This is a genomic window from Streptomyces sp. NBC_00271 (assembly GCF_036178845.1).
In the GTDB taxonomy this organism is placed as follows: domain Bacteria; phylum Actinomycetota; class Actinomycetes; order Streptomycetales; family Streptomycetaceae; genus Streptomyces.
Map to the genome: position 1 here is coordinate 1,287,536 of NZ_CP108070.1, position 25,854 is coordinate 1,313,389.

Consider the following 25,854-nt stretch of genomic DNA (forward strand, 5'->3'; position numbering starts at 1 on the left):
AGGCCTCCTTAAGGGTGAAGTGCGGCTCCGGCCGGCCGGGGGAAGACCGTACCGTCGAAGATCTTGCGTGCGGTGCGGACGACGGCGGTACGGCGGGCCACGGGGGCGGCCCCCGGGATGCCGTCGTCGATCTCGCTCTCGATGTCGAGGAATCCGGTGGGATGCTCGATGCGCAGTCGTCCGCCGTTCTCGGGCAGACGGGCGACGTCCTGGCCGACGCCGCCGTGGACGCGCAGCCCGGCGGCGACACTGGCGGCTCCCAGGACGCCGATGGCGGTGTGGCAGCGGACCGGGATGAAGGTGCGGGTCATGACCGCGCCGCCGTTCGTGGGCGGTGCCAGCAGGCTGAGCTTGGGCACGGTCGTCTCGCTGACGTCGCCCAGGCCCATCAGCAGGGCCGCCTCCAGGCGGATCCGCTGGAGCCGGTCGTGCAGGGTCAGGTCCTCCTCCAGGTCCCGCGGCCTCTCGTAGCCGGTGACCTGCAGGGAGGCGGCGGCGATCAGCACGGTCGGCATGCCGTTGTCCACGCAGGTCACGGGCGTGTCCGCGACGATGTCCCGGGCGTGCCCGGTGGGCAGCAGGGGGTTGCCGCCCCGCTCGAACTCGATCACCACGGGTGCGGCGGTGCCCGGCACGCCGGAGATCTCGGCCGGGCCCGCGTAGGAGACGCGCCGGTCCGGCGTGGGGAAGGTGGCGGTGGCGTGGTCACCGCTGTTGACCATCCGGATCCGTACCGAGGTGTGCCCGTCCCGGGCGGCGACCAGACCGCGTTCGACGGCGAACGGGCCGACCCCCGCAAGGAGGTTGCCGCAGTTCTGCCGGTCGGAGACCTCGGCCCGGTCCACTCCCACCTGGAGGAAGAGGTAGTCGACCTCCGCGTCGGGGCTCTGGGAGCGGGAGACCACCGCGACCTTGCTGGTGAGCGGGTGCGCTCCGCCGAGTCCGTCGATCTGCCGGGGGTCGGGGCTGCCCATGACCCGCAGCAGCAGGTCGTCGCGCGCCCCGGCGTCGGCCGGCAGGTCCTCGGCCAGGAAATAGGCACCCTTCGAGGTCCCACCGCGCATCAGCATGCAGCGCAGCTCCTCGCCGGTGCTCATGACGGGGAACCGTTGCGTTCGTACTCGTCGTAGGCCTGGTACCGCACCCCGAGCCGTACGAGGGTCTCGCGCAGGCCGTAGCGGTCCAGGCCCAACTGGCCCTCGGCGAAGGCGGCCCGGGAGGCGTCCTCCTTGGCGGTGCGCGCCTCGGCCGCCTTGACGGCCGTACCGGCCCTCTCGCGGGGTACGCACACCACGCCGTCGTCGTCGGCGACGATGACGTCACCGGGGCGGACGACCTGGCCGCCGAGCACGACGGGTATGTTCACCGAGCCCGCCGTGGCCTTGACCGTGCCCTGGGCGCAGACGGCGCTCGACCAGACGGGGAAGCCCATGGCACGCAGGTCGGCGGTGTCGCGCACCCCGGCGTCGATGATCAGGCCGCGCACCCCGCGGTACTGGAGCGCGGTGGCGAAGAGGTCGCCGAACATGCCGTCGGTGGAGGGCGAGGTGGTGGTCACGACGAGGATGTCGCCCTCGCGGCACTGCTCGACCGCCGCGTGGATCATGAGGTTGTCGCCGGGCCAGCACAGGGCGGTGACCGCGGTGCCCGCGATGCGCACGTCCTGCTGGATGGGCCGGAACCCGGGACCGAGACTGCCGGTTCGGCCCATGCCCTCGTGGACGGTGGCCACCCCGTAACCGCCGAGTGCCTCGACGTCCTCGGCATGGGCGCGCGGCGGGTCGGTGACGATCAGGCCGCTCATGCCAGCTCCTCCGTGACCTGCGGGTAGGGACGCATGTAGGCCTCGCCGTAGGTGGCGTGGGGCAGGCCGAGGTTGGGGCCCGCGTTGCGCTTGAGCTGTACGCCGCGCCGCTTGCCCAGGTCGGTGTAGTAGTCCCACAGGTGCTGCTGGGCGGCGAGGCACTCCATGGCCTTGCGCTTGGTCTCCCAGACCGGGGTGATGTCGAGGAGGACCTCGGGCTGGAAGCCGCACATCTCCGGCTGGTGCGGCTCGAAGAAGAACACCGGCGGGGCTCCGATGATCTCGCCCTCGGAGGGATAGCCGATGGCCTGGGCGAGGACACGGGCGTCCAGGGCCATGCGGGCGGCCGCCGGGTGGTCACCGTTGTAGGGATCGTCCAGGGGGTGGGTCAGGACCACGTCGGGCTGGGTGTCGCGGTAGATGCGTACGAGCTGGGCGGTCAGCTCCTGAGTGACGAGCAGGGGGTAGTCGCCGGCGTCCAGGAAGCGCACCCGGGCGCCCAGGGTCGAGGCCGCCGCCTCGGCCTCGGCACGGCGGATCTCCTTGATCTCCTCCAGCGACTTGCCCTCGCGCCAGGCCTTGGCGGACTCACCGCGCTCCCCGTAGGTGAGGCACGCGATGGTCACCTTCTCTCCACGGGAGGCGGCCAGGGCGATGGCTCCCCCGGCCCGCCAGACGAAGTCCCCGGCATGCGCGGTGATGACAAGTGTCGATCGTGGGGTGGTGGGCGCCTTGCCGTACGTCATTGCTCACATCTCCTTGGTGGACAGGCCGGATGCCCCACCACCGCGACGTCATTGGCGCAGCGCGTCGATGACTCCCGCGAGGTGGGTACGGACGGCCGCTTCGGCCGCCTGCGGGTCCCGGGCCCTGATCGACTCGATCATGGCCAGGTGCTCACTCAGTGACTGCTGGGGGCGCCCCGGTCTCAGCGCGAGCTGGAAACGGTGGCGCACCAGCTGCCCGTTGAGCCGCTCCAGCAGCCCCACGGCGACCTGCTGGCCGGAGAACTCCCTGATCCGGTCGTGCAGTTCGTGGTTGAGCCGGGAGTAGACCAGTGGCTCGCCGCCCGCGACCGCCTTGGACATCGCTGTGCCCAGGTCGGTCAGCTGGTCCAGCTGGTCCTCGGTCGCCTCGACGGCAGCCTTGGCCGCGCAGAGGCCTTCCAGGACCATGCGGCACTCGGTGATGGCCACGGCTTCCTCGACCGTCACCACCCGCACCCGCGAGCCGCGGTTGCGGATCCGCTCGACCAGTCCCTCCGACTCCAGCTCGATCAGCGCCGCCCGGACGCTGGCCCGCGTGACACCGAACTGCTCGGCGAGTTCGTTCTCCACCAGCCGCTGGGCCGGTGCCATGTCGCCTTGCAGGATCGCCTGCCGCAGGTGCACCAGTGCGTGCTGCTTGGCCTGCTCGCCGGTGCCTGGACGGGCTTCCTTCGGCATCGCGCCCTCCCTGAGTGAGTGCCTGTCGAACCTAAATCCAGTCCAACAAGATTGTCAACAATTTTGTTCTCCATGTTGCCGACATGTCCTGTCGACGGCCAGGTCACTCACCGCCACAGGGCGCCGACCAGCCCCAAGCGTCCCACGGCCACTCGGCAGTGACCGTCGCCCGGCCGGGCACGTGTCGATCTCCGAATACGCAGAGGCCACTGCCCCATCTCCCGGGCCGGGCCAGGGCACGACGCCCACTCCGCGGACACCCAGCGCGTCGGCGGCCCGAGGGCAGGACCGTCGAGGATCCGCCGCCGGGAATGCCAACTCGACGCCGGATCCGTTTCCTTGAGCGAGTCGGGCCGGGCGCGCGTCGTACGCCGCGCGGGCCGAGGACGACGGCCGGGACCGCCCTGACCAGCTCCGATCTGGGCGGGCGTCAGTCACCCAACACCAAAAGGAAGTAAAGGGAGTTACCTGCGACGCCACGGCCCACTTCCCCCGTCCCCGGGGCCCACCTGCTGCGCTTGACTTCATTGTCCCGGTATGCGTAGTTTGGATACGGGTTGAACAGAAAACAGACGTTTTGCCTGGTGAGAAGACAATCAATCTCAGCATCCCGACCGACTACATCCCGACCGACGACAACCCGGTCGTCGGTTAACTGACGGACGGGCGCCCCGCCGCGGGGTTCGCTGCACTCAGCAGCCCAGGTGGGCCCGATGCCGCGCGATCAGCGCGTGAGTCGGCGGACGGCAATTCCCGTCACTTTCAACGCCGATGTACCGGACCCTCATCGCGAACGTCTCAGTGCCTCACTGGTGCCGACGTCACCGCGGCCGTGCAGGGCCAGGACCTGTCTACGCTCCCGGGAAGGGAAAGCACCATGCGGATCATCACTTCAAGGACGTTCCGGCTGGTCGCCAGCCTGTTCGCCGCTCTGGCCCTGGCGTTCGGCACGGCCGGCATCGCCAGCGCGACCAGCTCCCACTCGGACTCCGGTTACTCCTACAGCAACTGGAACGACGACGGAGGCCACGGAGACCACGGAGACGACGACGGCGGCTACGGCGGCGGCGGTGACTACGGCGGCGGCGGAGACCACGGCGGCGGTGGCGGTGGAGACCACGGCGGCGGCGGCGGCGGAGACCACGGCGGCGGCGGTGGCGGAGACCACGGCGGCGGCGGCAACGGCGGCGGCGGTGGCGGCGGCCACGGCGGCGGTGGCGGCAACGGTGGCGGCGGGGGCGGTGGCGGACACTGACCCCAGTGGTCGCAACTGACATCTGAAGATTGACGGCCTGTCATCTCGCCAAAGACGACTGGTCTTCTCCGAACGGTCCCGCGTCGCGCCAGCGACACGGGACCGTTCGGCGTGCGGCCGTACGACCTAGACTGGCGGTCGTCCACGGTCCCGGTACCGCCGCGACAGAACCGATCGGGGGCGTGATGATGGCCGGTGCACGGCGCGTGACGCTGAGCGACGTCGCCGCGGCGAGCGGCGTCTCGCGGGCGACCGTGAGTTTCGTGCTCAACGACGATCCGAACCAGACGATCTCACCGGTCACCCGGGAGCGCGTACGGCAGGCCGCCCGCGACCTCGGCTACGTACCGCACGGCATCGCGCGGGCGCTGCGCGAGGGCTCCTCCCGCATCGTCGTCCTCAACGTCGACTGGGGCCTGGAGGGCAACTACTCGCGCAGCTACATCCGGGGCCTCGACGACGAACTCGCCGCGCACGACCATGTGCTGCTCGTCCGGCACGGTCACTGCGCGCCGCACTCGACGCAGCAGGTCCTCGACACGATCGCTCCCCGGGCCGTGCTCCGGTTCGCCGCGCATCTCACCGGCCACGAGCCCGGAGCGGCGGGCGACTGGCGTGCCGGGTTCGCCGCGAACGCCGCCCTGCAGATCCGACATCTCGCCGACCGCGGCCACACGCACGTCGCGATGGCGTTGCCCAACCACGACTCCCCCCTGCTGGAAGTGCGGCTGCGCCTTGCCCGGGAGACCGTGAGCACGCTGGGGCTCGCCCCGCTGACCTCCTTCATCGTGCCCCGTCCGAGGACGGCCGGCACCAGCGCCGTCAAGGCCTTCCGCGCCGCGCACGGGACCGTGACGGCGGTCGCAGCCTTCGACGACGACATCGCCCTGCGCACCCTGACCGCCCTGCACGACCTGGGACTTGCCGCGCCCGACGACCTGGCCGTGATCGGCTTCGACGACACGGAGTACGGCGCCCTCGTCACACCCGCGCTGACCACCGTCCGCATCGATGCCGAAGTCCACGGCCGCCTCGCCGCCCGCGCCGCGCTCGGCCTCGATCGCGCCGGGCTCAGCCCCGAGCCCGGGCGGATCATCGCGCGCGACTCGGCGTGACACCGGCGGGCAACACGGCGCACCCGATGCACCCCGACGTCGACTACGCGGCCCGGCGATAGAGCTCCGTCAGGAGTTCGATGGCGGCGGGGGCGGCGGAGTGCGGGTCGTCCCGCCACCAGGCGAGCCGCACCGCGATGGGCTCGGCGTCGCGCACCGGGCGGTAGACGACGCCGGGGCGCGGGTACTGGTGCGCGGTGGACTCGGCCGTCATGCCCACACAGCGACCCGTGGAGATCGCGGTGAGCCACTCGTCGACATCGTGGGTCTCCCTGGTCACCGGGCGGGAGTCGGGTGGGAACAGCTCCGTCGTCGTGGTGCCGGTCCTGCGGTCGATCAGCAGGACGCGCCCGCCGAGGTCGGCGAGTCGCACCGAGCGGCGTCCGGCCAGCGGATCGTCCGCGGCCAGGGCGCACAGCCGCCGTTCCAGCCCCACGATCGCGGAGTCGAAGCGCCGGTCGTCCAGGGGTCTGCGCACCACGGCCGCGTCGCAGGCTCCCTCGGCGAGGCCGGCGGTGGCGGAGTTGACACGGACGAGCCGCAGCTCCGTCTCGGGGTGTGCCCGCGCCCAGTCGCGCTGAAAGGCCAGGGTGTGACGGCCGAGCGCGGACCAGGCGTACCCGATCCGCAGCGAGGCGCGACCCGACGTGGCCTCCTGGACCAGGTCGGCCACATCCCCGAGTACCCGCCGGGCATGCGCCAGCACACGCAGTCCCGTCGCCGTCGGGGCGACCTCGCGGGAGGTGCGCCGCAGCAGCCGCACCCCGAGGACGCGCTCGAGCGAGGCCAGTGTGCGGGACACGGCGGCCTGGGAGACCCCGAGCGCGATGGCGGCGTCGGTGAAGGTGCCCTCGTCGACGATCGCGACGAGACAGCGCAACTGTCGCAGCTCCACATTCATGACGGAGGCGTGCGTGGCGGAGTCGTCCGTGACGGATGCGCCCTTGTCGGAAGCGTCCTCGGCTGAAGGATCCATGACTCAAGCGTATAGATGGACCCGCTGATGCATTTTGCGCAAGAGCCCCGGCCTCCCAGCATCGAGACATGCACGCAGCCTCCGCACGCCCGGCAGAACCCGCGCGTCGCACTCCCCCGGCGCCCACGGCCCCGAAGCCGGGCGGCACCCCCCCTGGCCGGCGTGGTCGCCATGGTCGGCAGTGGCCTGTCCAACCAGACCGGTGCCGCGATCGGCTCCCTGGGCTTCCCCGTCCTCGGCCCCGTCGGTGTGGTCGCGGTGCGTCAGTACGTCGCCGCGGTCGTCCTGATGGCAGTGGGCCGCCCCCGGCTGCGGACGTTCACCTGGGGGCAGTGGTGGCCGGTCGTGCTGCTGGCGCTGGTGTTCGGGACCATGAACCTGTCCCTCTATACGGCGATCGACCGCATCGGACTGGGGCTGGCGGTGACCCTCGAGTTCCTGGGCCCGCTCAGCATCGCGCTGGCCGCCTCCCGCCGCCGCGTGGACGCGTGCTGCGCGGTGATCGCCGCGGCGGGTGTCGTCACGCTGATGCGTCCGCGCCCCTCCGCCGACTTCCTCGGAATGGGCCTCGGGCTGCTCGCCGCCGGGTGCTGGGCGTCGTACATCCTGCTCAACCGCACCGTCGGCCGCCGTATCCCCGGGGCGGCGGGGTCCGCTGCCGCCGCCGGGCTCTCCGCCGTACTGTTCCTGCCGGTCGGCGTCGCCGTCGTGGTCCGGCATCCTCCGACGCCGACGGCGGTCTGCTGCGCCGTGGCCGCCGGCGTGCTGTCCTCCGCGGTGCCCTGCCTCGCGGACCTGTTCACCCTGCGCCGCGTCCCGGCCCCGGCCTTCGGTCTCTTCATGAGCGTCAATCCCGTCCTGGCCGGTCTGGTCGGGTGGATCGTCCTCGGTCAGAGCCTGGACTGGACGGAGTGGACGGGCATCGGCTCCGTCGTCGCGGCCAACGTGCTCGGCATTCTGGCTGCACGAAGTTGACGGACACTTCACGGACCTGACGGAAATCCGAGCAGCGGAGGTCCCCAGAAGAACGTTTCGGCGAAAACGCCAGACCGCGCCACCCCTTCCGCCACATAGAAATATCTACCAGCATGAACACGCCGGGTCGGCGCCCAGGTGCGGGTTCCGCATCCGAGTGCGCCGCTCCACGCCTGGTCAGACGGCCTGCGAATGCCCTGGAGTTGGTCATGCCGGATGTGATGTGGATGCAAGGTGTCGAGTGGCTCGCGGCGGCTGCCTCGGACCCCCGGGTCTGCAAGCGGGAGTGGGATCAGGGGTCGGGGACCGTGCTCATGGAGGCCGGGCGGTTCTGGGACGTACTCAGCGTTCCCGAGCAACTCGGGCTGCTCGCCCTGGACATCCTGTGGAACGATCCGCTGCGCGCCCCCGGCCCCACCCTGGTGGACACCGCCTCCCGGAGAGTGGGCTTCTTCCTGCCGCCGGACCCGGCCAGCCACTGGGTCGGCTCCGGGCTCCGCCACGCGGGCAAGGGCTCGTGGGTCGCCGTACCACCGCCGTACCGCGCCGCGCGGTTCCTGGAATGGATCATTCCACCCGACGGGACCGGAGCCCTGCATGCCGCGGTCCCCCTGGAACTGGCGTTGCAGCGGGCCAACGGGACGCTCGCCGTCCTGGCACCCCCGCCCGGAGGGTGACCGGCACTCCGCGGCGACGCGCGGAGGGGTTCACCAGCCCAGCAGGCCACGGGGTACGGGGACGGCGGGTACGGTCCCGGGCTCGGCAGGTACCGGTCCGACGGTCCTCTCGTCCCGCGTCTCCACCCAGGAGTCGACCGGCCACGCCGCGCTCTCGAAAGGGCTGGAGGCGGCGAAGGAGGCCCACAGCACCGCGACCACCTCGCGGTGCTCCGGAACCACCCGGCCCTCGGCCCGCCACTCCGCGACCAGTTGGGCGTGGATCGGCGGGTGGCCCAGACGCCCGTCCGTCAGCTCGGCGTAAGGCCGACCCGCGAGGCCCGGCTGCGGGCGGCGCCGCTGGGCCGTGTGAGTGCTGTCCATGTCGGAGCAACGGCGGTGCGTGCGCCCGTGGTACGCACCCCTGGTACCGCTCACCGAGTCGGGTGAACGCGCCACCCGTTCGGAGCCAGGCCCCTGTCCGACAAGCATCTTCACCCATCAACTTCACTCGTCAATTTCACGCATCGACGCGGTCACGCCAGAGCGTGGACCGGGTCAGCTCCGCGCGCCGGGAGCGACGGCCGCCTCCGGTTCCGTACGCGCGGAGTCGGCGCCCGCGCGGGCCGAGGCGGAGAGCCGGCCGGCACGCTGGACCGGCACGAGGAGGGCGGCCAAAGCCGCGGCCAGGCAGAGCAGGGCGAGCAGGGTGAACCCGTGGGTGTATCCCGAACCGTAGGGAAGGCCCGAGGACTGGAGCCGGCCGGTCACCAGAACGCTGGTCACGGCCGCGCCGATGGACCCGCCGATGGTGCGGATGTTGGCGTTCATCCCGGTCGCGGCGCCGGTCTGCTCGGGCGGCACGCTCCCGACGATCAGGTTGGCCATCGAGGCGAAGGCGAGTCCGATGCCGAGGCCGAAGATGCCCGCGGCGAAGGCCACCTGCCACTGCTGGTCGTGCCACAGGGCGAGGAAGCCGCAGGCGACCGCACCGAGTGCGGCACCGGTCGTGAGCAGCTTCTTGGCGCCGAGGACGGGCTCCAGCCGACCGCTGAGCACGCCCGAGCAGAACATGGCGAGCAGCATCGGCAGCATGAGCAGTCCGGCCGCGGTGACACTGGCGCCGAAGCCGTATCCGGCGGAGCTCGGGGTCTGTACGAAGCCGGGGAGGAAGGACCAGATCGCGTACATGCCCGCGCCGAACAGGAGCGCGGCGGTGTTGGTGGTCCACACCGCGGGCAGGCGCATGACGCGCAGGTCGATCAGCGGGGTGCGGGAGCGCGCCTCGGCCAGCAGCCACAGCGCGAAGAGCAGGACGGCGGCGGCGAACAGCCCGATCACCCGGGCCGATCCCCAGCCCCACTGGCCCGCCTGGCTGAGCGGGAGCAGCAGCGCGACCAGCCAGCCCGACAGCAGGACGGCACCGAGCCAGCTGACGCGTCCCTCGGCCCGGCTCGGGGATTCGGGGACGTAGCGCAGGGCGATCAGTGTGGTGACCGCGACGACTCCGACGGGCAGCCAGAACAGCCAGCGGTAGTCGAGCGCGGACACGATGGGACCGGCCGCCACCAGTCCGACGCCGCCGCCCGCGGCGATCACGGCGGACAGGTTGCTGATGCTGGGGCCGACCTCGGCCGCGGTGAACTCGTCCCGGATGATGCCGAAGGAGAGCGGGAACAGCGCACCGCCTATGCCCTGGACGACCCGGGCGACGATCAGTACGCCGATGTTCGGCGCGAGCGCGGCGAGCAGACAGCCGAGGGTCACGGTCACGAGGACGGCGACGAGGGTGCGCTTCTTGCCGATCAGGTCGCCGACCCGGCCGAGGATCGGGGTGAAGACCGAGGCGGACAGCAGGTAGGCCGTCATCACCCAGGTGACGGTGGACTGCGAGGTGTTCAGGGCGTGCTGGACGGTCGGCAGGGCCGGTGCGATCAGCGACTGGAGCATGGAGAACACGCCCGCACCGGTCGCGAGGACCGCGAAGGTGAGGCGGGTGGACTTCGTGGGCATGAAAAGCCTCTCCGAACGGAGCGGAACAGAGCACGGAACAGAACAGAGAACGAAACGGAGCAAGCGGAACGGCCACTCAAGGAGCGGGGGCGGGCTGCGTACGGCCCGTTCGAGGTCACAGGGGGTACGAGCGCGTCGACGGTGCGTGCGGACGCACGCCACCATGGGGAACGCACCCCCCCGACTGCTAAAGTGGAGGTATGCCTCCACTGTAACGGAGGCTCACCTCCGCTTCAACTTCTTCTCGGCCGGGAGGCACCCAGTGACGGCTCAGCCGTTCCCCATCAGCGGGATCGTGGCGTCCCGGCGCCCGCACCGCAAAGACGCCGCACGCAACTACGACGCTCTGCTGACCGCCGCGCGCGAGGCCTTCGCGGAGCACGGCGCGGAGGCGTCCCTGGAGGACATCGCGCGGCGCGCGGGCGTGGGCATCGGCACCCTCTACCGGAACTTCCCCACCCGTCGCCACCTCTTCGAGAGCGTGTACGCGGACGAGGTGGACGCCCTGTGTCAGGTGGCCCTGGGAGTCGCCGATCGGGAGCCCTGGGAGGCGCTGACCTCGTGGCTGCGGCGGTTCGTGGACTACACCGTGACCAAACGGGCCATCCGTGAGGCGCTCGACAACGAGTCGGAGATCTTCCTGACCTGCCGGGACTCGATGTACCAGGCGGGCGGCCCACTGTTCGAGCGGGCGCAGAAGGCCGGCGAGGCGCGCGCGGACATGGACTTCGACGACCTGCTGCGCATGGTCGCCGGGATCACCTCGACGAACTTCCTCGACGACACCCAGCGCGACCGGGTCCTCACGGTTGCGCTGGACGGCGTCCGCGCCGCGCGCTGACATCGGCCCGGGGCAGGCAGGAGGGATCCCTACCCCTTCGTGAGCCTCGCCGCCCACACCTCCCCTACCCTCCAGTAATATCTCGCGGCAGTCCCCTGGAGGAGGAACCGTGCCACGGTCGGAACGCTCAGCCCTGTTGCTCGCCGGCCTGCTGGCCACCGCGGGTGTCGGTCACTTCGTGTCGCCACGGCAGTTCGACGCGACCATTCCGCGGGCGCTGCCGGGGGCGCCCCGGACCTGGACGTACGCGAGCGGTGTCGCCGAACTGGCACTGGCCGCCGGGGTGGCGATGCCCCGTACCCGGCGGGTGGCCGCGCTGGCCACGGCGGCTTTCTTCGTCGGGGTGTTCCCCGCCAACGTCCAGATGGCCGTGGACTGGCGCCGGCGTCCCGCTCCGCAGAAGGCCGCGGCGATGGCGCGACTCCCCTTGCAGGTGCCCCTTGTACTGTGGGCACGCAGCGTTGCCAATGGTGGGAAGGGTCAGTCATGACGCGTGGTGTGGATGTGGGCGACAAGGTCGAGGACTTCGCCCTGCCCGACGAGACCGGTACGGAGCGCAAGCTGACCGAGCTGCTCGGCGAGGGACCGGTCGTGCTGTTCTTCTACCCCGCCGCCCTCTCCCCCGGCTGCACCACCGAGGCGTGCCACTTCCGTGATCTGGCCGCCGAGTTCACCGCCGCCGGCGGCCGGCCGGTCGGCATCAGTGGTGACGCGGTCGACAAGCAGCAGGAGTTCGCCGGGCGTCACACGCTCGGGTACCCGCTGCTGTCCGATGTCGACGGCACGGTTCGCGAGCGGTTCGGAGTCAAGCGCGGCTTCTCCCTGGCACCCACGAAGCGGGTCACCTTCGTCATCGCGCAGGACCGCACCGTCCTGGAGGTGGTGCGCAGCGAACTGCGGATGAGCGCCCACGCGGACCGGGCCCTCGCCGCGCTGCGGGCCCAGCAGGGCTGAGCTTCGACTCGCCCGCGGCGGCCGGACCGTCCTGCCTCGGCCCGGCGGGCCCGCGTCACTCGCCCGTGGCCGGCGGCCCGACGACATGAAGGTCGTAGGCGCCCACCAGGCCGGCAGCGGCGTCGAGGCCGAGTGACGGGGGCAGTTCACCGGCAAAGGCCACCGGGGTGCCGTTGCGGGTGAACCATTCCGCGACCCCGGTGGGCACCGAGGTCACGAGCAGTCGGGATTCCGGGCTGCGCACGACATGGCGGCGCGGCACGCCGCGCGGGCCGAAAGCGACGTCGCCCGGGCCCAGGTCATAGCGCTGCTCTCCGACGAAAAAGGTGATCTCACCTTCGAGTACGGCCCAGATCTCATCGTCATGGGCGTCCACGTGCATGCTGATCCTTCGCTTCGTGAGGCGGTCGGGCGGGACCCCGTCCATTGTGTGAAGAGGTGCCTCGAGGAAGCTTCAGTCATCTGACTGGTCCGTCCGCCCGGCTGCCGCGCGGGTCAGCACTGCGCCGAGGCCGGAAGATCGGCCCGCTCGTCACCGCGGAGGTACAGGGCGCTGACCCAGCCGTTGCCGATGCCGGGGCCGCCGGAGAGGTAGATCCATATGTGGCTGGTGGAGCCATGGTCGACGACCGTCTCGCCGGAGAGCCAGCAGAAGGCGGAGTAGCTGTACCCGGCGCGCAGCCTGCCGATCGCGGGGTGGCCGTTGCCCGGGCCGGAACGGAGGGGCGCGTCGACGACGGGCACGACGGTGTACGTCTCGAAGGCGGCCTGCCGCGTGAGGCCGGTCGGCGCCGCGGCCGAGGCGGTTCCCGCGCTCAGCAGGCCGCACGCGAGCACGGCTCCGGCGAGGACGGCGGCGGCCTTGCGTCGGATGCTCATGGATGAACTCCCTGGCATGTAGGGACGATCGCGGTGGATTCCGGTGAGTTCCGCTGCCTTCAGCACTGGGCGGTGGCCGGCAGATTCGCGTACTGGTCGCCCTTGAAATAGACGGCGCTGCTGAATCCGTCGGCGAATCCGATCCAGATGTCGTTCGTGTAGCCGTGGTCCGTGACGGTCTGCCCGTGGGTCCAGCAGTACGCGGTGTAGGACTGGCCGGCGGTCAGGGTGGCCAGGTAGGCGCTGTCCTTCGTCGGCAGCTTGCGGACCTTGACGTTCTCGTAGGGCACCACGGTGTACGACTGCTCGGCGGGCGACGCGGGCGCGGCAGGCGCGACAGGCGCGGCGGCGGCCAGGCCGGCCGGGACGAGGAAGGCGAGTGTCGCGGCGCACGTGGTGATGACGGCCGGAATACGGCGCATGAGAAATTCCCCCTATGTGTGGTGTTTCGCTTTCGACCACCGCCACAGTGGGCGCCGAGGGAGCACGGCGGCAATGCCATTCAACGGTGTTCGAAGTGAGCACACGGCCGCGGAAGATGGAGCGCGGGTGTACTGCCGTGGTCCCTTCGGTGGTCGGCGGGCGTCCATATGTCCGGGTCCATGATCTTGCTCCCTGTGGGGCCTACGCAGTGGTTACGCTCCCCAGCGGACGGATCCGATGGGGGCGGGACGGCGGTCCTCATGACGGGAATGGCTCACTGTGCGTAGGCAGCGGCAGGCATCGGGCGGGAACGGCAGGACCGGGGACCACGGCCGGGGAGCCGTCGGCCGGGACACGGCCTCGGCCGCCAGGAACGGCGCGGAGGTCACGGCGCCGCGCCCGGCGTCCCCGACGACCGGACCGGGGATGACTCCGCAAGCGCTGCTGGCATTGCAGCGGGGCGCGGGCAACGCGGCGACCACGCGCGCACTGCGCGGACGGCTCCCGGCCGCCGAGGGCACGGCGGGCGCCACGCGTGCGCCGAGGCCCGCCCCTGCCGTACTGCCCACCCTCGAGGAACTGCCCGAGAGCAGTGCCGCCACCCGGCTGCCCGCGGTGCTTCCCACGCTCGAAGAGGCTGCGGAGGAGTCCGAGGACGGCGCGAAGACCGTCCGGCCGCGCGCCGCCACCACGACACGCCCCCGTCGGACGGGCACGCGTCGGCCGGTCCCCGGGCCGATCGCCGGCGGGTCCGGCGCCGCCCATCCGCCGCTCGGACTGCCGCCCTACCTGCGGGAGTTACGGGCGGCGGGGCTCTCCACGGCGTACGGGCTCACCGGGCACGAGTTCGTGTCCACCGCCCTCGGGACGGTCGTCGGACGGTCCGACGGGACGGTGGCCGAGATACGCGAGGAACTGGCCGGGCGGCCGGAGACGTTCTACGGCCAGGGCCGCTCCTTCGCCGTCGAGGGCCCGGAGGGCAAGGGCTGGTACGACGTCACCGTCACCATCTCCCGGGACGGCACCGATCTGCCCGAGACCTTCGTCTCCCCCGAGGCCGCGAAGGCTCAGGCCGCGGCCGAGCAACAGGCCAAAGCCATGGCCGCGTTGCTGGCCGAGTCGGAGGCCGCCATGGGCAAGGGGAAGGGGAAGGCGCGAGCCGACGATCACGACGGCGGCACCGGCACCGGCACCGAGGTCGCCCCCCGGCAGGCCGCCCAGGACGCGCGGATGGCCGAGGGCGCCACCATCAAGGTGGACACCCAGCACAACACCTCGGGCGTGGTGAGCCACTCCTCGGGCGGTTCGTCCAGCAAGGGTGTCAACTTCATGGCGTTCGGGCTGGCGCCGGTCGTCCCGGGCGTCTGGCTCGGCGGGGCGGTCATGGCCAACGCGCAGCCGTTCCAGTCCTCCACCGACTCCCGTGTGCAGAAGACCATGTCCGAACCGCGGGTGCTGCGCAGCGACAAGGGGTCCGTCGAGATGCGGCGCCAGGTGCGCTACGGCGTACGGGTCCAGCCCCAGGACGAGGGGCGGGGCGGCCGGGCGCAGACGTTCAGCGGCGCCGGGTCCCTCATGATGCGGGTGCCCACCGAACACCTGGTGCCGGTCACCGCCGAGGCACCCGCGCGGCCACGCCGCCTCGGTCCAGGGACCGCGCGGAGCGTTCGGCTCGCGGACTCGCTGGCCCCGGTCGCCCTGGACGACGCCGCGGCCCCCCATCCGGGCGGCGGCGGCCTGTTCGACACGGTCCGCTCCGTGCTGCACCCCTCCCTGACCTCCCGCGGTGCGCCCGGGCGGGCCCGGCTCCACGACGCCACCTCCGCCACGACCGTCCTGGAGGACCTGCCCCGGCTGCTGAGCGGCTGGGTGATCGGGGAGGATCTCGTCTCCAAGGACGGCAGTGCCACGGGCACCTATCGGATGCGCGCCGACCTCACCGCCCTGTCGCCCGCCTGGACGACCGGCAAGACCCAACTGCGGACGCACCAGCAGGCACAGCACTCGGTGTCCCACACGGCGGCCAAGGGTCGAGGGGGGGACCTTCGGCGCGGGCCCGGCGGCGGGGTTCGGCGTGCTGGGCAACGCCGCCGCGGTGCGCGCGACGGTCATGCCCACGGCCGGCGCGCGCAAAGCGCGGTTCACGGTGGCCGAGCAGACGGTGTCGAGTCGTCAGGGCGCCGAGGTCAGGGGCGACAAGGTGCTCTACTTCGGCAAGGTGCGGTTCAGCGTCGAGGGCACCGGACCGCTCTCCCCCGCCATGAAGGTGCGCTCCGGGGCCCGCGCGGCCCAGCACTCGATGGATGTGTGGGTCGGTCTGCGCGCCGACGAGGCCCGGTCGCTGGGTCTCGAACTGCCCGAAGGCGTCACGGCGGGCTCCATGATCAGGGAGCCGGGAACGGACGCGGACGGGAAGAAGCTCGACCGGCGGCAAGGGAAGGAGTCACGGGACGGGGCCGGGTCGTCGGCCGGTCCGGGCAACGAGCGCCATCTGCCGTTCGGAGCCATGGGGTCGAGCGTGGCGATCAGCCAGTTGGACACCGCTCCCCTGCTCTCCGGCATCGAGCGGCTCTTCGCCACCGACCAGCGACTCGCGGGCTATCTGCCCGCGTTCGGCGCGGGGGCGGGGACCGAGGTGAGCCGCGAGGAGGGCGAGGTGCAGCGGCGCAACTACCGCGAGCTGATCACCGTACTCTCGGAGACCAACCTGCGGGTCAACAAGGACCAGTTGCTCTCCTCCGGGATCCGGGTCCGGATGCGGCGCAAGAGCCGATGGCACGCGCACGACGTGCAGATCAAGGTCGTCGGCGCCCTGCGCGAGACGGGCTACCAGGGGGAGACGAAGGACTGGCTGGTGCGCAGCCACAGCGGCGTCACCAGCAACTCGCAGAGCGGGCGGTCCAGTTCACGGTCGATCGGCGGACTGGCGCTCGGCCAGTTCCGGCTGATCCCCGGTGCCCTGTCCGCCACGGTGCGCGGCGAACGGACCCGGCAGAGCACCCGGCGCAACCAGGCGGGCCCGGCGACACGCTCCGACGTGCTCACCAACGGCGGTGAGAACACCGGCGCGTTCGGCGGCGCCCTGCGCCTGGATGTGGACGTCACCATGACGACACGGGAGCGGACCGCCAAACGTGCCCTCACCCCAGGCATGCCGGGGCGGGACGCACCCGACGCCGTGCGCATCGCCTCGACCGCAGACACCGAGGCGCTCGACCTGGCCGAGCAGGACGTACGGCTGCTCACCCCGACCGCGTTCACCCTGGACACCGCCGGGAAGGACCGGCTGACGGCCAGGACCGGCAGGCGCACCGCCGCACTGGCGCCGCCGCAGCGGCAGTTCAACGCGTCGGGCATCGGCGATCTGTCGACCATGGCGCCGCGCTCGATCGCGGGCCGGGCGGTCCGGGACTGGACGCTGGTGGAGACCGTCGGAGGTGGTGGACCGGTCCGGGACCTCGCCTTCGAGCTCCTGTCGCGGGCCGCGAGCCGTAATCGGCAACTGCGGGAGGACCTCGCGCTGCAGACGGAGGGTCTGGCGCCGCGGCTGGCGATCGAGGAACGCTTCAGTCCCCAGGCCATCACCTCGGCGCTGCGCCAGGCGGTGTCCTCCGGGTGGGTGGTGAAGAACCTGCAGTACCCGCGCAGGCTCCACGCGCTCAACGGCGCGATCGGCACCCGGTTCGCCCTCACCAACCCGGAGGTGGTCGCGGAGGGCACCGGGGCGGGTACCGAGACGTTCCTGCTCGGCGGCCACCAGATGACCGGGCAGGAGGGCAGCGGTACCTCCACGACCGTGCAGGGCGGCGCCCTCGGATCGGAGAACGGCGCCGGCTGGCGGCTGGGCGAGGGCGTGTCGGCCGGCCGGAGCCTGGGCCGGAGCGCGGCGACGGCGACGACGCTGAGCGGCACCGTCGAGCGCAACGCCCACACTCCGCGCTCCCGGCCCCTCTACCTGGTCCACTGCGATCTGGTGGTCCGGATGGTCAGCGAGGTCAAGGTCACGGGAGGCGGCCCGTACGTCGCGAAGGGCGAGCGGACGCTGCCCGCCGCGGCCGCCGTCTGGCTCACCCAGGAGCAGGTGGCGGCGGCGGGCCTGCGCGTTCCCGGGGCCGCCCTGCGGACGTCCTCGCAGGAGGAGTCCGCACGCCGGGGTACGGAGTCCAAGGACCAGGAATCCAAGGGCAAGGAATCCAAGGGCAAGGAATCCAAGGGCAAGGGGAAGGCCACCCAGGAGCAGACCGAGGCGTCCCGGAGCGGGGAGTCGTCGAGCACGACCGCCCCGGCGGCGCCCGCCCTCGCCCAGGAGCTGCCGCTCGGCTTCGGCATGATCGAGGAACTGCCCGACTTCGTTCCCCTGCTCGAGCGGCTGCGCGCCGACGTCGGGCGGCGTGACCGGTCTCTCGCCGACGAACTGCTGCCGAAGCAGCAACTGGCCGATCCGCACGACAACATGCAGCGGCTGCTGCGCGTCCTGGACCGGGACGGGTCGGCCGGACTGCTCTCGGGGGCCATGGACGGCGGGGTGCCCGTCGAACTCTTCCGCGGGCGCAACACACCGTACTGGGCCGTGTTCCGCGTACGCCGCACCCGGCAGGGCACGTCCGAGGGCGAGGCGAAGGACGGCCGCGACATGGAGTACATCACCTCGGCCGCCGCACAGCGGGCGGACACCCGCGAGACGAGCGACACGCGGACCGTCGAGGGGGTCGTGGCCGGTGCGGGCAAGCCGGAGGGCGGCGGTGGTCCGCTCAAGAGCGTCGGCGGCTCCGGCGGGCTCGGCGTCGGCGTCAGCGAGGTCACGAAGTCGGCCACCGTGGGGCGCGGTCAGCTCGGCATGAAGACCGTCGCCGAGGCCTCCGCGCGTTCCGTCAGAATGCGGGTGCCGATCGAGGCGACCCTCGAACTGCACTCGTCCCGTGGGCGGGTGGGCCTCGCCATCCTCGGCGGCCAGTCCCTGGTCCACCGCATTCTGGTCAAGGACCTCGAGGCACTGTCCCGGCTGCGGCCCGTGCCGCGCGCGGAGGCGGGACAGGCGTTCCTGCGGCAGGACGACGCCGAAGCGAGCCGACTGGGGCCCTGGCACGGCCGCGGGGTGAGCCTGCCGATGGAGGCACAGGTCAACGGGTTCCGCGGCGCTCCCGAGATCCGCCGGGTGATCGACGACGCGGTACGGGCCGCGCACGGCGGGGAGCGCTACCGCAGGACGGGCGACGCGGCGGCGTACGCGCAGCGCGAGGCGGTGTCCACCGAGTGGCTGATCTCCGCCCTGCCCCTGCTCACCGCGGCGGGGGTCGACCTTCCCGTCGTGCACGCCTCCGGGGCGCAGGGGCAGGATCTGCGGACCTCACTGCACGCCCGGCTGCGCGCAGGCCGCGTGCTGGGCGTCGGCGACAAGATGACCTTCGAGACGGTGGCGAAGAGCGCCCTGGACGCGCCCCGGCCCACGGGTACGGACCACCAACAGGCGGTGGAGCACAACAAGTCGGTACGGGGACTGGGCGGCGCCGGTGTGCTCAACGCGGACGAGTTCCGGATGAACCAGCTCCTCGGCAACGTCGACCAGGTCGGCGGCGCCACCGACACCTCCGCCCACGGGTCCGGCTCGATGCCTCTGCACAAGCCCAAGTTCGAGGCGACGCTGGTGCAGTTCACCCTGGACGTGCGGGTGGTGGCCCGGGTGAGCAGCCGGGGCCGCTCCGGGGCCCCCTCCGTCGCCGTACGGGACTTCACCGTCCCCACTCCGGTGGTCGTGCGGATCCCGGCGCCCGTGGCCCGCCGTATGCTCCAGGACCCGTCCAACCACACCAAGCTCCACGACCCGGACGGCCGCCTCACGTCCTGATGCGGGGGCGTGTCAGCCGCCCGGCTCCTCCACCGGCTCCGCCGGATCCGCCGGCCGCTCGCCGATGACCGCGGTGAGCTCCGTCCTGCGGCGGATGCCCAGCTTGCGGTAGGCGCTGGTCAGATGGGTCTCGACGGTGCGTCGGGCCAGGTGCAGGAGTTCGGCTATCTCGGCGTTCGTCCGCCCGTCGGCCGCGAGGGCGGCGATCCGGCGTTCACTGCCGGTCAGCGCCTCCCATCCGGTGAGCGCGGTCGCCGAGCCGCGGGAGCGGCCTTCGGGGAGAACCTCCTCGGCCAGCGCCCGCATCCGTACCGCGCCCAGCCGTTCGGCGTGCTCGGCCGCCTCGCGCAGCGCGTCGCGGGCCCGGCTCCGGTCCCCCGCCGCGACGAGCTGACGCCCCTGTCCGATCAGGGCGGGGATCAGCTCGGTCTGTACGGACGCGTCCCGCAGGATGCGTACGGCACGGTCGGCGAGTTCCAGACCGCGACGGCCCCCGGTCGCGGTGGCGAGTCCGCGCAGCGCCCGGCCCACCAGCCGGGGGGTGTCCCACACCTGGGCGAGTCGCAGTTCTTCACGGGCCAGCGTGAGGGCCTCCTGCGGACGGCCCAGCGCGCTGCGGCACTCGGCCGCCGCGGTCCGCCAGGGCGTGACCACGGGGCTCACCACGTCCCGTGCCGTCTGCCGGCGGCCGCATTCCAGGAAGTCGTCGAGCGCGCCGGCGTGATCGCCCTGCGCGGACCGCAACACGCCCCGCGCGTAGAGGAATCGGTTGAGTTCCCAGGAGTCGTGGGCGTCGCCCAGGGCGAAGCTGTCCGCGAGGCGGGCGGCCTCTTCGGTGCGGCCCGTCTCGACCAGGGCGATCACGGCGTGTGCGTGCGCGTTGGCCGGAGCGGGCCGGCGCCGGGTGGCTTCGGTGACCTGCCAGGCCGCCGGTTCGGCGAGCAGATCGGCGTACTGTCCGCGCGTCGCGGCGATGTCCGCCCGTACGTTGAGCAGCGCCAGGTGCATGGGGTGCAACAGGGACGGGCTCTGCCGGTCCAGTCCCCGGCGTACCAGCCCCTCGGCCTCCGCGAGTTCGTCGGCCCATTGCGCGACGGCGGCGGCCGTACCCAGCAGGAAGGGTTCGGCGAGCGCGTCGCTCGGTTCGTCCAGCAGGGCGTGGATCCGCTTCATGGCCGTGGCTGCGGAGATCAGTCCGGCCGTCGCGTCGTAGCGGACCAGAAGGGCCTGACCTGCGGTTCCGACCAGCTCCGGGGACCGCTCGGCGGCACCGTGCAGCCAGCGGTACGCCTCCTGACGGATGCCCTGGTCGTGGTCCGACAGCAGCGCCGAGGCGGTCTGCAGCAGCCGTGTCAGGTCCGGATGGTCGGTCAGTTGCTCGTCCAGGTCGCGCAGGACGTCCATCGCGGCGCGCGCCTTGCCGCGCCGGGCCAGTACGGTGCCCAGGGCCACGGCCGCCCGTACCCGGTCCTGCGGCATGCCCGGCAGCCGGGTCGCCTCGGTCAGCCGCGGTATCCCGGCCGAGGAGCGGGCGGCGGCGAACTCCAGGGAGCCCAGCTCGGTGAGGACCATGGTCCGGCGGGCGGGCGTCAGCGGCTCGTCCAGCGCACGACGCAGATACGACACGGCGTCGTCGGGCCTGTCGTCCCGCACCGCCACGGACGCGGCGTCCTGCAGCGCCACGGTGGCCCAGGCCGCGCCCACGGCCTGGGTCCTCAGCAGTTGTCCGGCCACCGCTTCGGCGCGGTCGCCACGGCCCAGCATCACTTCGGCCGCCGTACGGTGGGCCGCCTGCCGCCGGACGGCGGGCCAGCCGCTGAGCACCGCGTCCCGCAGCAGCGGGTGGGCGAAGCGCGGCCGCCCGTCGGGATCGGGCCGCAGCAGGCCGAGGCGGGTCATGGCGGTCAGCCAGCCGGGCACCCGGGCGGGGTCCGCGCCGGCCGTCTCGGCGAGCAGTTCGGCGAACTCCTCCGCGTGGCCCTCCTCCCACACGTCCGCGTCCAGCGCCGCGAGGGCGCGGGCCATCCTCGCCGTCGCCTCTCCGGCGCTGTCCAGCCACCAGGAGACGGCGGCCGGATAGGCACCCGGGTAGAGGGCGGCACAGGTGTCCGGCACGGGCCTCGGGGGCGCGCCGTCCGGTTCCTGTGTACGGAGGTCGTCGAGCAGGGCGCGCAGCAGCAGGGGGCTGCCCGCGCCGGCCCGGACGCAGTCGTCCACCCAGGCGGGCGTGGCGGCGTCGACGTCCGAACGGATCAGCTGCGCCGCCGCGTTCGCGCTCAGCGGGGCGAGGGTGTGGGTGCGCACCAGGGTGGGCGAGAGCGCGTGTGCCAGACCGGCGGACGGCGGGTCGATGTCGTACTGGCTGCGCTCGGTCGCCACCAGGAGGACGGGCAGTGCGTCGATCCGCCGGGCGACGTCGACGAGCCAGCGGCGCGAGGGTTCGTCGGCGCAGTGGACGTCGTCCACCGCCAGCAGCAGTGGGGCGTCGGCGGCGTGGGAGCGCAGCCGCCTCCACAGGTGTTCGGCGTATGACCAATGGTGCGGATTGTCGTCGAAAATGTCCGGAAACAGCTTGGTTCCGGCGTCGTATTCGCCCCCCGATGACAGGAGTTGGAGGACCGCCGCGAACTCCCCGGCCTCGCCGTCGGGCGAGCAGCGGGTCCGCAGCACCCGCATGCCACGGGCCGCCGCCTGCTCGGTGACGGCCTCCAGGAGGGCGGTGCGCCCCGTGCCGGTGGCCCCTTTGAGCAGCACCAGACGGCCGGACCCGGCGCAGGCGCGGTCCGCCTCGGCGGCCACCAGCTCGAGCGCCTCCCGTCGTTCACACAGCGCCTCGGTCTCGCCCATCGATGTCTCCTGTCGGGGACGTTTCATGATCCATCTCGTGGTACGTCTCGTGGTCCTCCACGATTGCGCGAGGCACGCCAAGCACAGAAGTCTGGGACAAGCTCTTCGGCCACTGGCGCCACAGGGGCGACCAGCACGTGGATTTGGGAGAAGCGGTTGCGCAGTTCATTACGGACCACTGACGCAGGCGTGTCACAGCGGCCCGCCGACACCGGTGCGGTGGATTCCGGAAACCGCATACCGGTGGTGGTCCAGGCACCCGACCCGATCTCCCGGGCCGGGGTGCGCAGCCAGTTGGCGCAGCACCCGGTGATCGACCTCCTCGACAGCGCGGAGGCCGGGCCCGGCACCGTGGCCGTCCTGGTCAACGAGGGACCGGACGAGACCACGCTGTCCCGGCTGCGCCGACTCGTACGCAGCGACGGGGCGCGTGCCGTGCTGGTGGTGAACGCGATCCGCGAGGCCGAGCTGCTCGACGTCATCGAGTGCGGTGTCGGGGCCATCGTCTGGCGCCACGAGGCCAGTGCGCACCGGTTGGTACAGGCTGTGCTCGCGGCCGCGCGGGGCGACGGGGATCTGCCGGCGGATCTGCTGGGACGCCTCATCACTCAGGTGGGATCGCTCCAGCGCACCGCATCCGGCCAGACCGGAGTTCCGCTCTCCGGCCTGGTGCCGCGCGAAATCGATGTACTGAGGCTCGTCGCCGAGGGGCTGGACACCGGGGAGATAGCGAGCAAGCTCTCCTACTCCGAACGTACCGTCAAGAACGTGATGCACGGACTGACCACCCGGCTCCATCTGCGCAATCGCGCCCACGCCGTGGCCTATGCGCTCAGGGAAGGCTACATCTGAGGCGGCCGATCGTTCGCACGGGGCCTGCCGAGCGAGGTACCGAGCGGATCACAGCAGACGGGTACAGAGCGGGTACCCAGCCGGCCCACGGCTGGTACGCGGCAGGACGTGACGGCACGGCGGGAGCACGACGGTGATTCACGAGGTGGACGAGGTCCTCAAAGGGCTGCTCAGGAGCGGTGCGCTGGCCGGTTCCGGCATCGAGGTCGCCTTCGACGCGCCGAGCCGCGAGTGGGCCGCCCGCCGCAACGCGCCCGCCATCAACGCCTACTTGTACGACATCCGTGAGGACGTGCGGCGTCGTGAGCGCGGCGCCATGGCCGTGCGGGACGAACGCGGCATCGTGCTGCGCCGCCGCCAGCCGCCCCGCTGGTTCCGGCTGTCGTATCTCGTGACGGCCTGGACCAAGCAGCCGCAGGACGAACACCGGCTGCTGTCGGCGGTGTTGGCGACACTGCTCCCGCACGAGATCCTGCCCCCGCACGCACTGCCCGACGCGCTGGCAGCACTGGGGCTGTCCGTGCCGCTCTCGGTGGCGAATCTGCACACCGAGTCCCGGTCCCTCGCGGAGATCTGGTCCGCGCTCGGCGGCGAGTTGAAGCCGTCGCTGGATCTGGTGGTGACCGCGCCGTTCCCGTCGTTCCCGGAGTACGACGCCGGGCCGCCGGTCACGGAGGGCGCGGGCGTGCGCGTACGCGGGATGGACGGAACCCTGGAGGGCTCGCCCGAACGGCGGCACCGGGCACGGCACTTGACCTCCACGACCGCGGCCGACACGGCCCCGGGCACGGAGCTCCCGGCCGGGGACCACCCGGTCGCGGAGGATCGAAACGGAGAGAAGCGAGCGAAGTGACCCCGCACGTCCCGGCGTCGGCCGCCACCGACACCTCGTCGTCCATCGACGACACTTCACCCGCCACCGCCTTCGAGGGATCGGCCGACGCGCTCCTGCTCCGGGTGTCCCGGCTCCGCGAGCAGGTGGCGCTGCTGGTCGAACACCGCAGCGCGACCGATCCCACCGCGGCCGACCCGCTGCGCGGCCTGTATCTGTCCGAGGACGCGGTACGGCATCTGCTGGAGCCGGCCGGTCAGGACCCCGCTCCCGAGAACTGGGGCTCCGAGCGGGGCGACCGGCTGGATCTGCTGGCCGGGCGGCTCGGGCTGACCGAGCTGGACGTCCGGATCCTGCTCATCGCGCTGGCCCCGGACCTCGACCGTACCTTCGAGCCGCTGTACGGCTACCTCAACGACGACGTCAGCCGCCGCCGGGCCACCACCGGGCTCGCGCTCGACCTGTGCGGACTTCCGGCACACCGTGCCGAGGCACGGGCCCGGTTCCATCCCTCGGCACCGCTGCCCGCACTGGGCCTGATCGTCGTCGAGGAACCCGAACGCCCTTTTCTGAGCAGGTCGTTGCGCGTACCCGACCGGCTCATCGCGCACCTGCTGGGCGACGAGACCCTGGACGCCGCGCTGACCGGCCATGTCCACCGGCTCCGGGCGCCGGTGCGGGGCGAGCAGTACGACGAGGTCTTCCTGCGCAGGCTCGCCGACCGGCTGGCGGCCGCCCCGCTCACCGTCTATCTGCGCGAACACCGGGCGGGAGACGGTCTCGCCTGTGCCGCGGGCGCGCTGCGCGACGTATCGGGGCAGGAGGCGCTCCACTTCGCTCCGGACAGGACCGCCGGGCAGGAGCCGATCGCCGACCTGCTCCGCGAGGCCCGGCTGCGTGACTGCGCGATCGTCGTGTCGCCGCTGCCGGAGGATCCCGCCCCGTTGATGCGGGCGCTGGCGGTGGACGACGTGTCCGTGCTGTTCACCGATCCGCGTCCGTACGATCCGCACTGGTGCGACCATCGCGATCCGCTCGTCCTGGACGCGCCCCGCCTGCGTTCAGGAGCGGTGGACGCGTGGGCGGTGGCGCTCGGCACCGGGGTCGACAGCGAGACTTCCGCTCAGGTCGCACCCGTACCGGAACCCGCCCCCGGCTTCGACCTCGCCCCGGTGGTCGCGCCGTACCGGCTCGGTGGTGACCGGATCCTGCGCGCCGCTCGTGCCGCGCAGCGCCTCGCCGTGTTCGAAGGTACCGCGCTGACCCCCGCTCATCTGCGGCTGGCCGCCCGGCAGCAGTCCGCCTCCGGGCTGGAGCGGCACGCCCGCCGGATCCGTCCGGACGTCGGCTGGGAGGATCTCGTCCTGCCCGACAAACCGCTGGTGCAACTGCACGAGTTGGCATTGCGCGCCCGCCACCGTGACCAGGTGCTCGGCGACTGGCGGCTGAGCGCGGGCGGCGGGCGGGGCCGGGGCGTCCTCGGCCTCTTCGCGGGTGATTCCGGCACCGGCAAGACCCTGTCCGCGGAGGTCGTGGCCGCCGAACTCGGCCTCGACCTCTACGTCGTACAGCTCTCCTCGATCGTCGACAAGTACGTCGGCGAGACGGAGAAGAACCTGGAACGCATCTTCACGGAGGCGGACCGCACCGACGCCGTGCTCCTCTTCGACGAGGCGGACTCCGTGTTCGGCAAGCGGTCCGAGGTCAAGGACTCGCACGACAGGTACGCCAACATGGAGAGCTCCTATCTGCTCCAGCGGCTGGAGTCCTTCGACGGCATCGCGCTGCTCACGACCAATCTGCGCGCCAACATCGACGAGGCGTTCACCCGCCGTCTCGACCTCGTGATCGACTTCCCGTTCCCGGACGCCGGCCAGCGGCTGGCCCTGTGGCAGCACGCCCTGACCCATGTGCCGTGCGCCGAGGACACCGATCCGGGGGCCGTCGCCCGTGACTTCGAGCTGGCCGGTGGTTCGATCCGCAGCGCCGTGGTCACGGCCGCCTACGGCGCCGCCGGCCGCGGTGCGCCGGTCGACACGGCCGACCTCCTGGACGGCGCGCGCCGCGAGTACCGGAAGGCGGGCCGGCTGGTGCCGGGCGAGGGCACCTGGTAGCTCCTCGCCCGGCTGCTCACGCAGACGA

General features: G+C 72.2%; 23 protein-coding genes. 11 read left to right on the forward strand and 12 right to left on the reverse strand.

Features of this window, described 5'->3' with window-relative positions:
- Window positions 1-8: 8 nt before the first annotated feature.
- Genes OG798_RS06270 through OG798_RS06285 form a run of 4 tightly spaced genes read right to left on the reverse strand, consistent with a single transcriptional unit; the run spans window position 9 to window position 3,249 of the window.
- On the reverse strand, window positions 9-1,097 hold the full coding sequence (locus OG798_RS06270) for a 4-oxalomesaconate tautomerase (RefSeq protein WP_328756503.1): 1,089 nt from the start codon (window positions 1,095-1,097) through the stop codon (window positions 9-11).
- Window positions 1,094-1,804 (reverse strand): 4-carboxy-4-hydroxy-2-oxoadipate aldolase/oxaloacetate decarboxylase, encoded by a 711-nt coding sequence (locus tag OG798_RS06275; protein ID WP_095856675.1) that lies wholly within the window; start codon window positions 1,802-1,804, stop codon window positions 1,094-1,096. The genes OG798_RS06270 and OG798_RS06275 overlap by 4 nt, the downstream gene beginning before the upstream one ends.
- Window positions 1,801-2,550 (reverse strand): PIG-L deacetylase family protein, encoded by a 750-nt coding sequence (locus OG798_RS06280; RefSeq protein WP_328756506.1) that lies wholly within the window; start codon window positions 2,548-2,550, stop codon window positions 1,801-1,803. Before OG798_RS06280 ends, OG798_RS06275 begins: the two co-directional genes overlap by 4 nt.
- A 48-nt stretch (window positions 2,551-2,598) precedes the next feature.
- On the reverse strand, window positions 2,599-3,249 hold the full coding sequence (locus tag OG798_RS06285) for a GntR family transcriptional regulator (RefSeq protein ID WP_095856674.1): 651 nt from the start codon (window positions 3,247-3,249) through the stop codon (window positions 2,599-2,601).
- An 877-nt stretch (window positions 3,250-4,126) separates the two neighbouring features.
- Between OG798_RS06285 and OG798_RS06290 the strand changes: the two genes are divergently transcribed.
- Together OG798_RS06290 and OG798_RS06295 are read left to right on the forward strand one after the other, a co-directional pair.
- Window positions 4,127-4,504 (forward strand): hypothetical protein, encoded by a 378-nt coding sequence (locus tag OG798_RS06290; RefSeq protein WP_328756509.1) that lies wholly within the window; start codon window positions 4,127-4,129, stop codon window positions 4,502-4,504.
- 206 nt (window positions 4,505-4,710) lie between these two features.
- Entirely contained in the window at window positions 4,711-5,619 is a 909-nt protein-coding gene (locus OG798_RS06295; protein ID WP_328756511.1) for a LacI family DNA-binding transcriptional regulator, read from the forward strand.
- Window positions 5,620-5,662: 43 nt separating this feature from the next.
- Here the strand turns inward: OG798_RS06295 and OG798_RS06300 are convergent, their stop codons facing one another.
- Complete coding sequence (locus OG798_RS06300) at window positions 5,663-6,520, reverse strand: LysR family transcriptional regulator (protein WP_328759993.1); 858 nt, start codon at window positions 6,518-6,520, stop codon at window positions 5,663-5,665.
- 246 nt (window positions 6,521-6,766) lie between these two features.
- Here OG798_RS06300 and OG798_RS06305 point away from each other — a divergent pair, with 246 nt between their 5' ends.
- Both OG798_RS06305 and OG798_RS06310 read left to right on the forward strand, forming a co-directional pair.
- Window positions 6,767-7,570: an EamA family transporter gene (locus OG798_RS06305; RefSeq protein WP_443054177.1), complete on the forward strand. Its 804-nt coding sequence runs from the start codon at window positions 6,767-6,769 to the stop codon at window positions 7,568-7,570.
- 209 nt (window positions 7,571-7,779) lie between these two features.
- Window positions 7,780-8,247, forward strand: coding sequence for a hypothetical protein (locus OG798_RS06310; RefSeq protein WP_095856671.1), 468 nt, complete (start codon window positions 7,780-7,782; stop codon window positions 8,245-8,247).
- Between the two features lie 30 nt (window positions 8,248-8,277).
- Here OG798_RS06310 and OG798_RS06315 read toward each other — a convergent pair whose 3' ends face one another.
- Both OG798_RS06315 and OG798_RS06320 read right to left on the reverse strand, forming a co-directional pair.
- Window positions 8,278-8,610 (reverse strand): hypothetical protein, encoded by a 333-nt coding sequence (locus OG798_RS06315; protein ID WP_328756514.1) that lies wholly within the window; start codon window positions 8,608-8,610, stop codon window positions 8,278-8,280.
- 174 nt (window positions 8,611-8,784) lie between these two features.
- A complete protein-coding gene (locus OG798_RS06320) occupies window positions 8,785-10,239 on the reverse strand; it encodes an MFS transporter (protein ID WP_121417481.1) in 1,455 nt (484 codons plus the stop codon).
- 262 nt (window positions 10,240-10,501) lie between these two features.
- Here OG798_RS06320 and OG798_RS06325 point away from each other — a divergent pair, with 262 nt between their 5' ends.
- The 3 genes from OG798_RS06325 to OG798_RS06335 all read left to right on the forward strand — a co-directional run bounded on the left by OG798_RS06325 (window position 10,502) and on the right by OG798_RS06335 (window position 12,034).
- Window positions 10,502-11,080 (forward strand): TetR/AcrR family transcriptional regulator, encoded by a 579-nt coding sequence (locus tag OG798_RS06325; protein ID WP_095856668.1) that lies wholly within the window; start codon window positions 10,502-10,504, stop codon window positions 11,078-11,080.
- 109 nt (window positions 11,081-11,189) lie between these two features.
- Window positions 11,190-11,570: a DoxX family protein gene (locus OG798_RS06330; protein WP_095856667.1), complete on the forward strand. Its 381-nt coding sequence runs from the start codon at window positions 11,190-11,192 to the stop codon at window positions 11,568-11,570.
- On the forward strand, window positions 11,567-12,034 hold the full coding sequence (locus tag OG798_RS06335; protein ID WP_095856666.1) for a peroxiredoxin: 468 nt from the start codon (window positions 11,567-11,569) through the stop codon (window positions 12,032-12,034). The genes OG798_RS06330 and OG798_RS06335 overlap by 4 nt, the downstream gene beginning before the upstream one ends.
- 55 nt (window positions 12,035-12,089) lie before the next feature.
- On the opposite strand, the gene OG798_RS06340 is transcribed toward OG798_RS06335, so the two are convergent.
- From OG798_RS06340 to OG798_RS06355, 4 genes are all read right to left on the reverse strand, one after another.
- Window positions 12,090-12,416, reverse strand: coding sequence for a cupin domain-containing protein (locus OG798_RS06340; RefSeq protein WP_267060618.1), 327 nt, complete (start codon window positions 12,414-12,416; stop codon window positions 12,090-12,092).
- Window positions 12,417-12,529: 113 nt separating this feature from the next.
- Window positions 12,530-12,913, reverse strand: a complete 384-nt coding sequence (locus tag OG798_RS06345; RefSeq protein WP_328756523.1) for an SH3 domain-containing protein — start codon at window positions 12,911-12,913, stop codon at window positions 12,530-12,532.
- Between the two features lie 59 nt (window positions 12,914-12,972).
- The gene (locus tag OG798_RS06350) at window positions 12,973-13,335 is read right to left on the reverse strand and encodes an SH3 domain-containing protein (protein WP_267060620.1); all 363 of its coding nucleotides are present in this window, start codon (window positions 13,333-13,335) and stop codon (window positions 12,973-12,975) included.
- A 1,167-nt stretch (window positions 13,336-14,502) separates the two neighbouring features.
- Window positions 14,503-14,805 (reverse strand): hypothetical protein, encoded by a 303-nt coding sequence (locus OG798_RS06355; protein WP_328756525.1) that lies wholly within the window; start codon window positions 14,803-14,805, stop codon window positions 14,503-14,505.
- Between the two features lie 605 nt (window positions 14,806-15,410).
- Between OG798_RS06355 and OG798_RS06360 the strand changes: the two genes are divergently transcribed.
- Window positions 15,411-19,181 (forward strand): hypothetical protein, encoded by a 3,771-nt coding sequence (locus tag OG798_RS06360; RefSeq protein ID WP_328756527.1) that lies wholly within the window; start codon window positions 15,411-15,413, stop codon window positions 19,179-19,181.
- A 12-nt stretch (window positions 19,182-19,193) separates the two neighbouring features.
- Here the strand turns inward: OG798_RS06360 and OG798_RS06365 are convergent, their stop codons facing one another.
- Complete coding sequence (locus tag OG798_RS06365) at window positions 19,194-22,028, reverse strand: AAA family ATPase (protein WP_328756529.1); 2,835 nt, start codon at window positions 22,026-22,028, stop codon at window positions 19,194-19,196.
- A 189-nt stretch (window positions 22,029-22,217) separates the two neighbouring features.
- Here OG798_RS06365 and OG798_RS06370 point away from each other — a divergent pair, with 189 nt between their 5' ends.
- The 3 genes from OG798_RS06370 (at window position 22,218) to OG798_RS06380 (ending at window position 25,826) form a co-directional block, all read left to right on the forward strand.
- Window positions 22,218-22,880, forward strand: coding sequence for a helix-turn-helix transcriptional regulator (locus OG798_RS06370; protein WP_095856661.1), 663 nt, complete (start codon window positions 22,218-22,220; stop codon window positions 22,878-22,880).
- A gap of 133 nt (window positions 22,881-23,013) precedes the next feature.
- A complete protein-coding gene (locus OG798_RS06375; protein ID WP_121417474.1) occupies window positions 23,014-23,733 on the forward strand; it encodes a DUF4255 domain-containing protein in 720 nt (239 codons plus the stop codon).
- 44 nt (window positions 23,734-23,777) lie between these two features.
- Window positions 23,778-25,826, forward strand: coding sequence for an ATP-binding protein (locus OG798_RS06380; protein ID WP_121418663.1), 2,049 nt, complete (start codon window positions 23,778-23,780; stop codon window positions 25,824-25,826).
- Window positions 25,827-25,854 lie beyond the last annotated feature (28 nt).

Excerpts from the sequence above, each read along its gene's own strand:
- OG798_RS06310 (WP_095856671.1), top strand. The coding sequence starts at position 7,780 with ATGCCGGATGTGATGTGGATGCAAGGTGTCGAGTGGCTCGCGGCGGCT.
- OG798_RS06285 (WP_095856674.1), bottom strand. The coding sequence starts at position 3,249 with ATGCCGAAGGAAGCCCGTCCAGGCACCGGCGAGCAGGCCAAGCAGCAC.
- OG798_RS06275 (WP_095856675.1), bottom strand. The coding sequence starts at position 1,804 with ATGAGCGGCCTGATCGTCACCGACCCGCCGCGCGCCCATGCCGAGGAC.
- OG798_RS06305 (WP_443054177.1), top strand. The coding sequence starts at position 6,767 with ATGGTCGGCAGTGGCCTGTCCAACCAGACCGGTGCCGCGATCGGCTCC.
- OG798_RS06340 (WP_267060618.1), bottom strand. The coding sequence starts at position 12,416 with ATGCACGTGGACGCCCATGACGATGAGATCTGGGCCGTACTCGAAGGT.
- OG798_RS06345 (WP_328756523.1), bottom strand. The coding sequence starts at position 12,913 with ATGAGCATCCGACGCAAGGCCGCCGCCGTCCTCGCCGGAGCCGTGCTC.
- OG798_RS06300 (WP_328759993.1), bottom strand. The coding sequence starts at position 6,520 with ATGAATGTGGAGCTGCGACAGTTGCGCTGTCTCGTCGCGATCGTCGAC.
- OG798_RS06270 (WP_328756503.1), bottom strand. The coding sequence starts at position 1,097 with ATGAGCACCGGCGAGGAGCTGCGCTGCATGCTGATGCGCGGTGGGACC.
- OG798_RS06350 (WP_267060620.1), bottom strand. The coding sequence starts at position 13,335 with ATGCGCCGTATTCCGGCCGTCATCACCACGTGCGCCGCGACACTCGCC.
- OG798_RS06365 (WP_328756529.1), bottom strand. The coding sequence starts at position 22,028 with ATGGGCGAGACCGAGGCGCTGTGTGAACGACGGGAGGCGCTCGAGCTG.
- OG798_RS06335 (WP_095856666.1), top strand. The coding sequence starts at position 11,567 with ATGACGCGTGGTGTGGATGTGGGCGACAAGGTCGAGGACTTCGCCCTG.
- OG798_RS06290 (WP_328756509.1), top strand. The coding sequence starts at position 4,127 with ATGCGGATCATCACTTCAAGGACGTTCCGGCTGGTCGCCAGCCTGTTC.
- OG798_RS06320 (WP_121417481.1), bottom strand. The coding sequence starts at position 10,239 with ATGCCCACGAAGTCCACCCGCCTCACCTTCGCGGTCCTCGCGACCGGT.
- OG798_RS06315 (WP_328756514.1), bottom strand. The coding sequence starts at position 8,610 with ATGGACAGCACTCACACGGCCCAGCGGCGCCGCCCGCAGCCGGGCCTC.
- OG798_RS06280 (WP_328756506.1), bottom strand. The coding sequence starts at position 2,550 with ATGACGTACGGCAAGGCGCCCACCACCCCACGATCGACACTTGTCATC.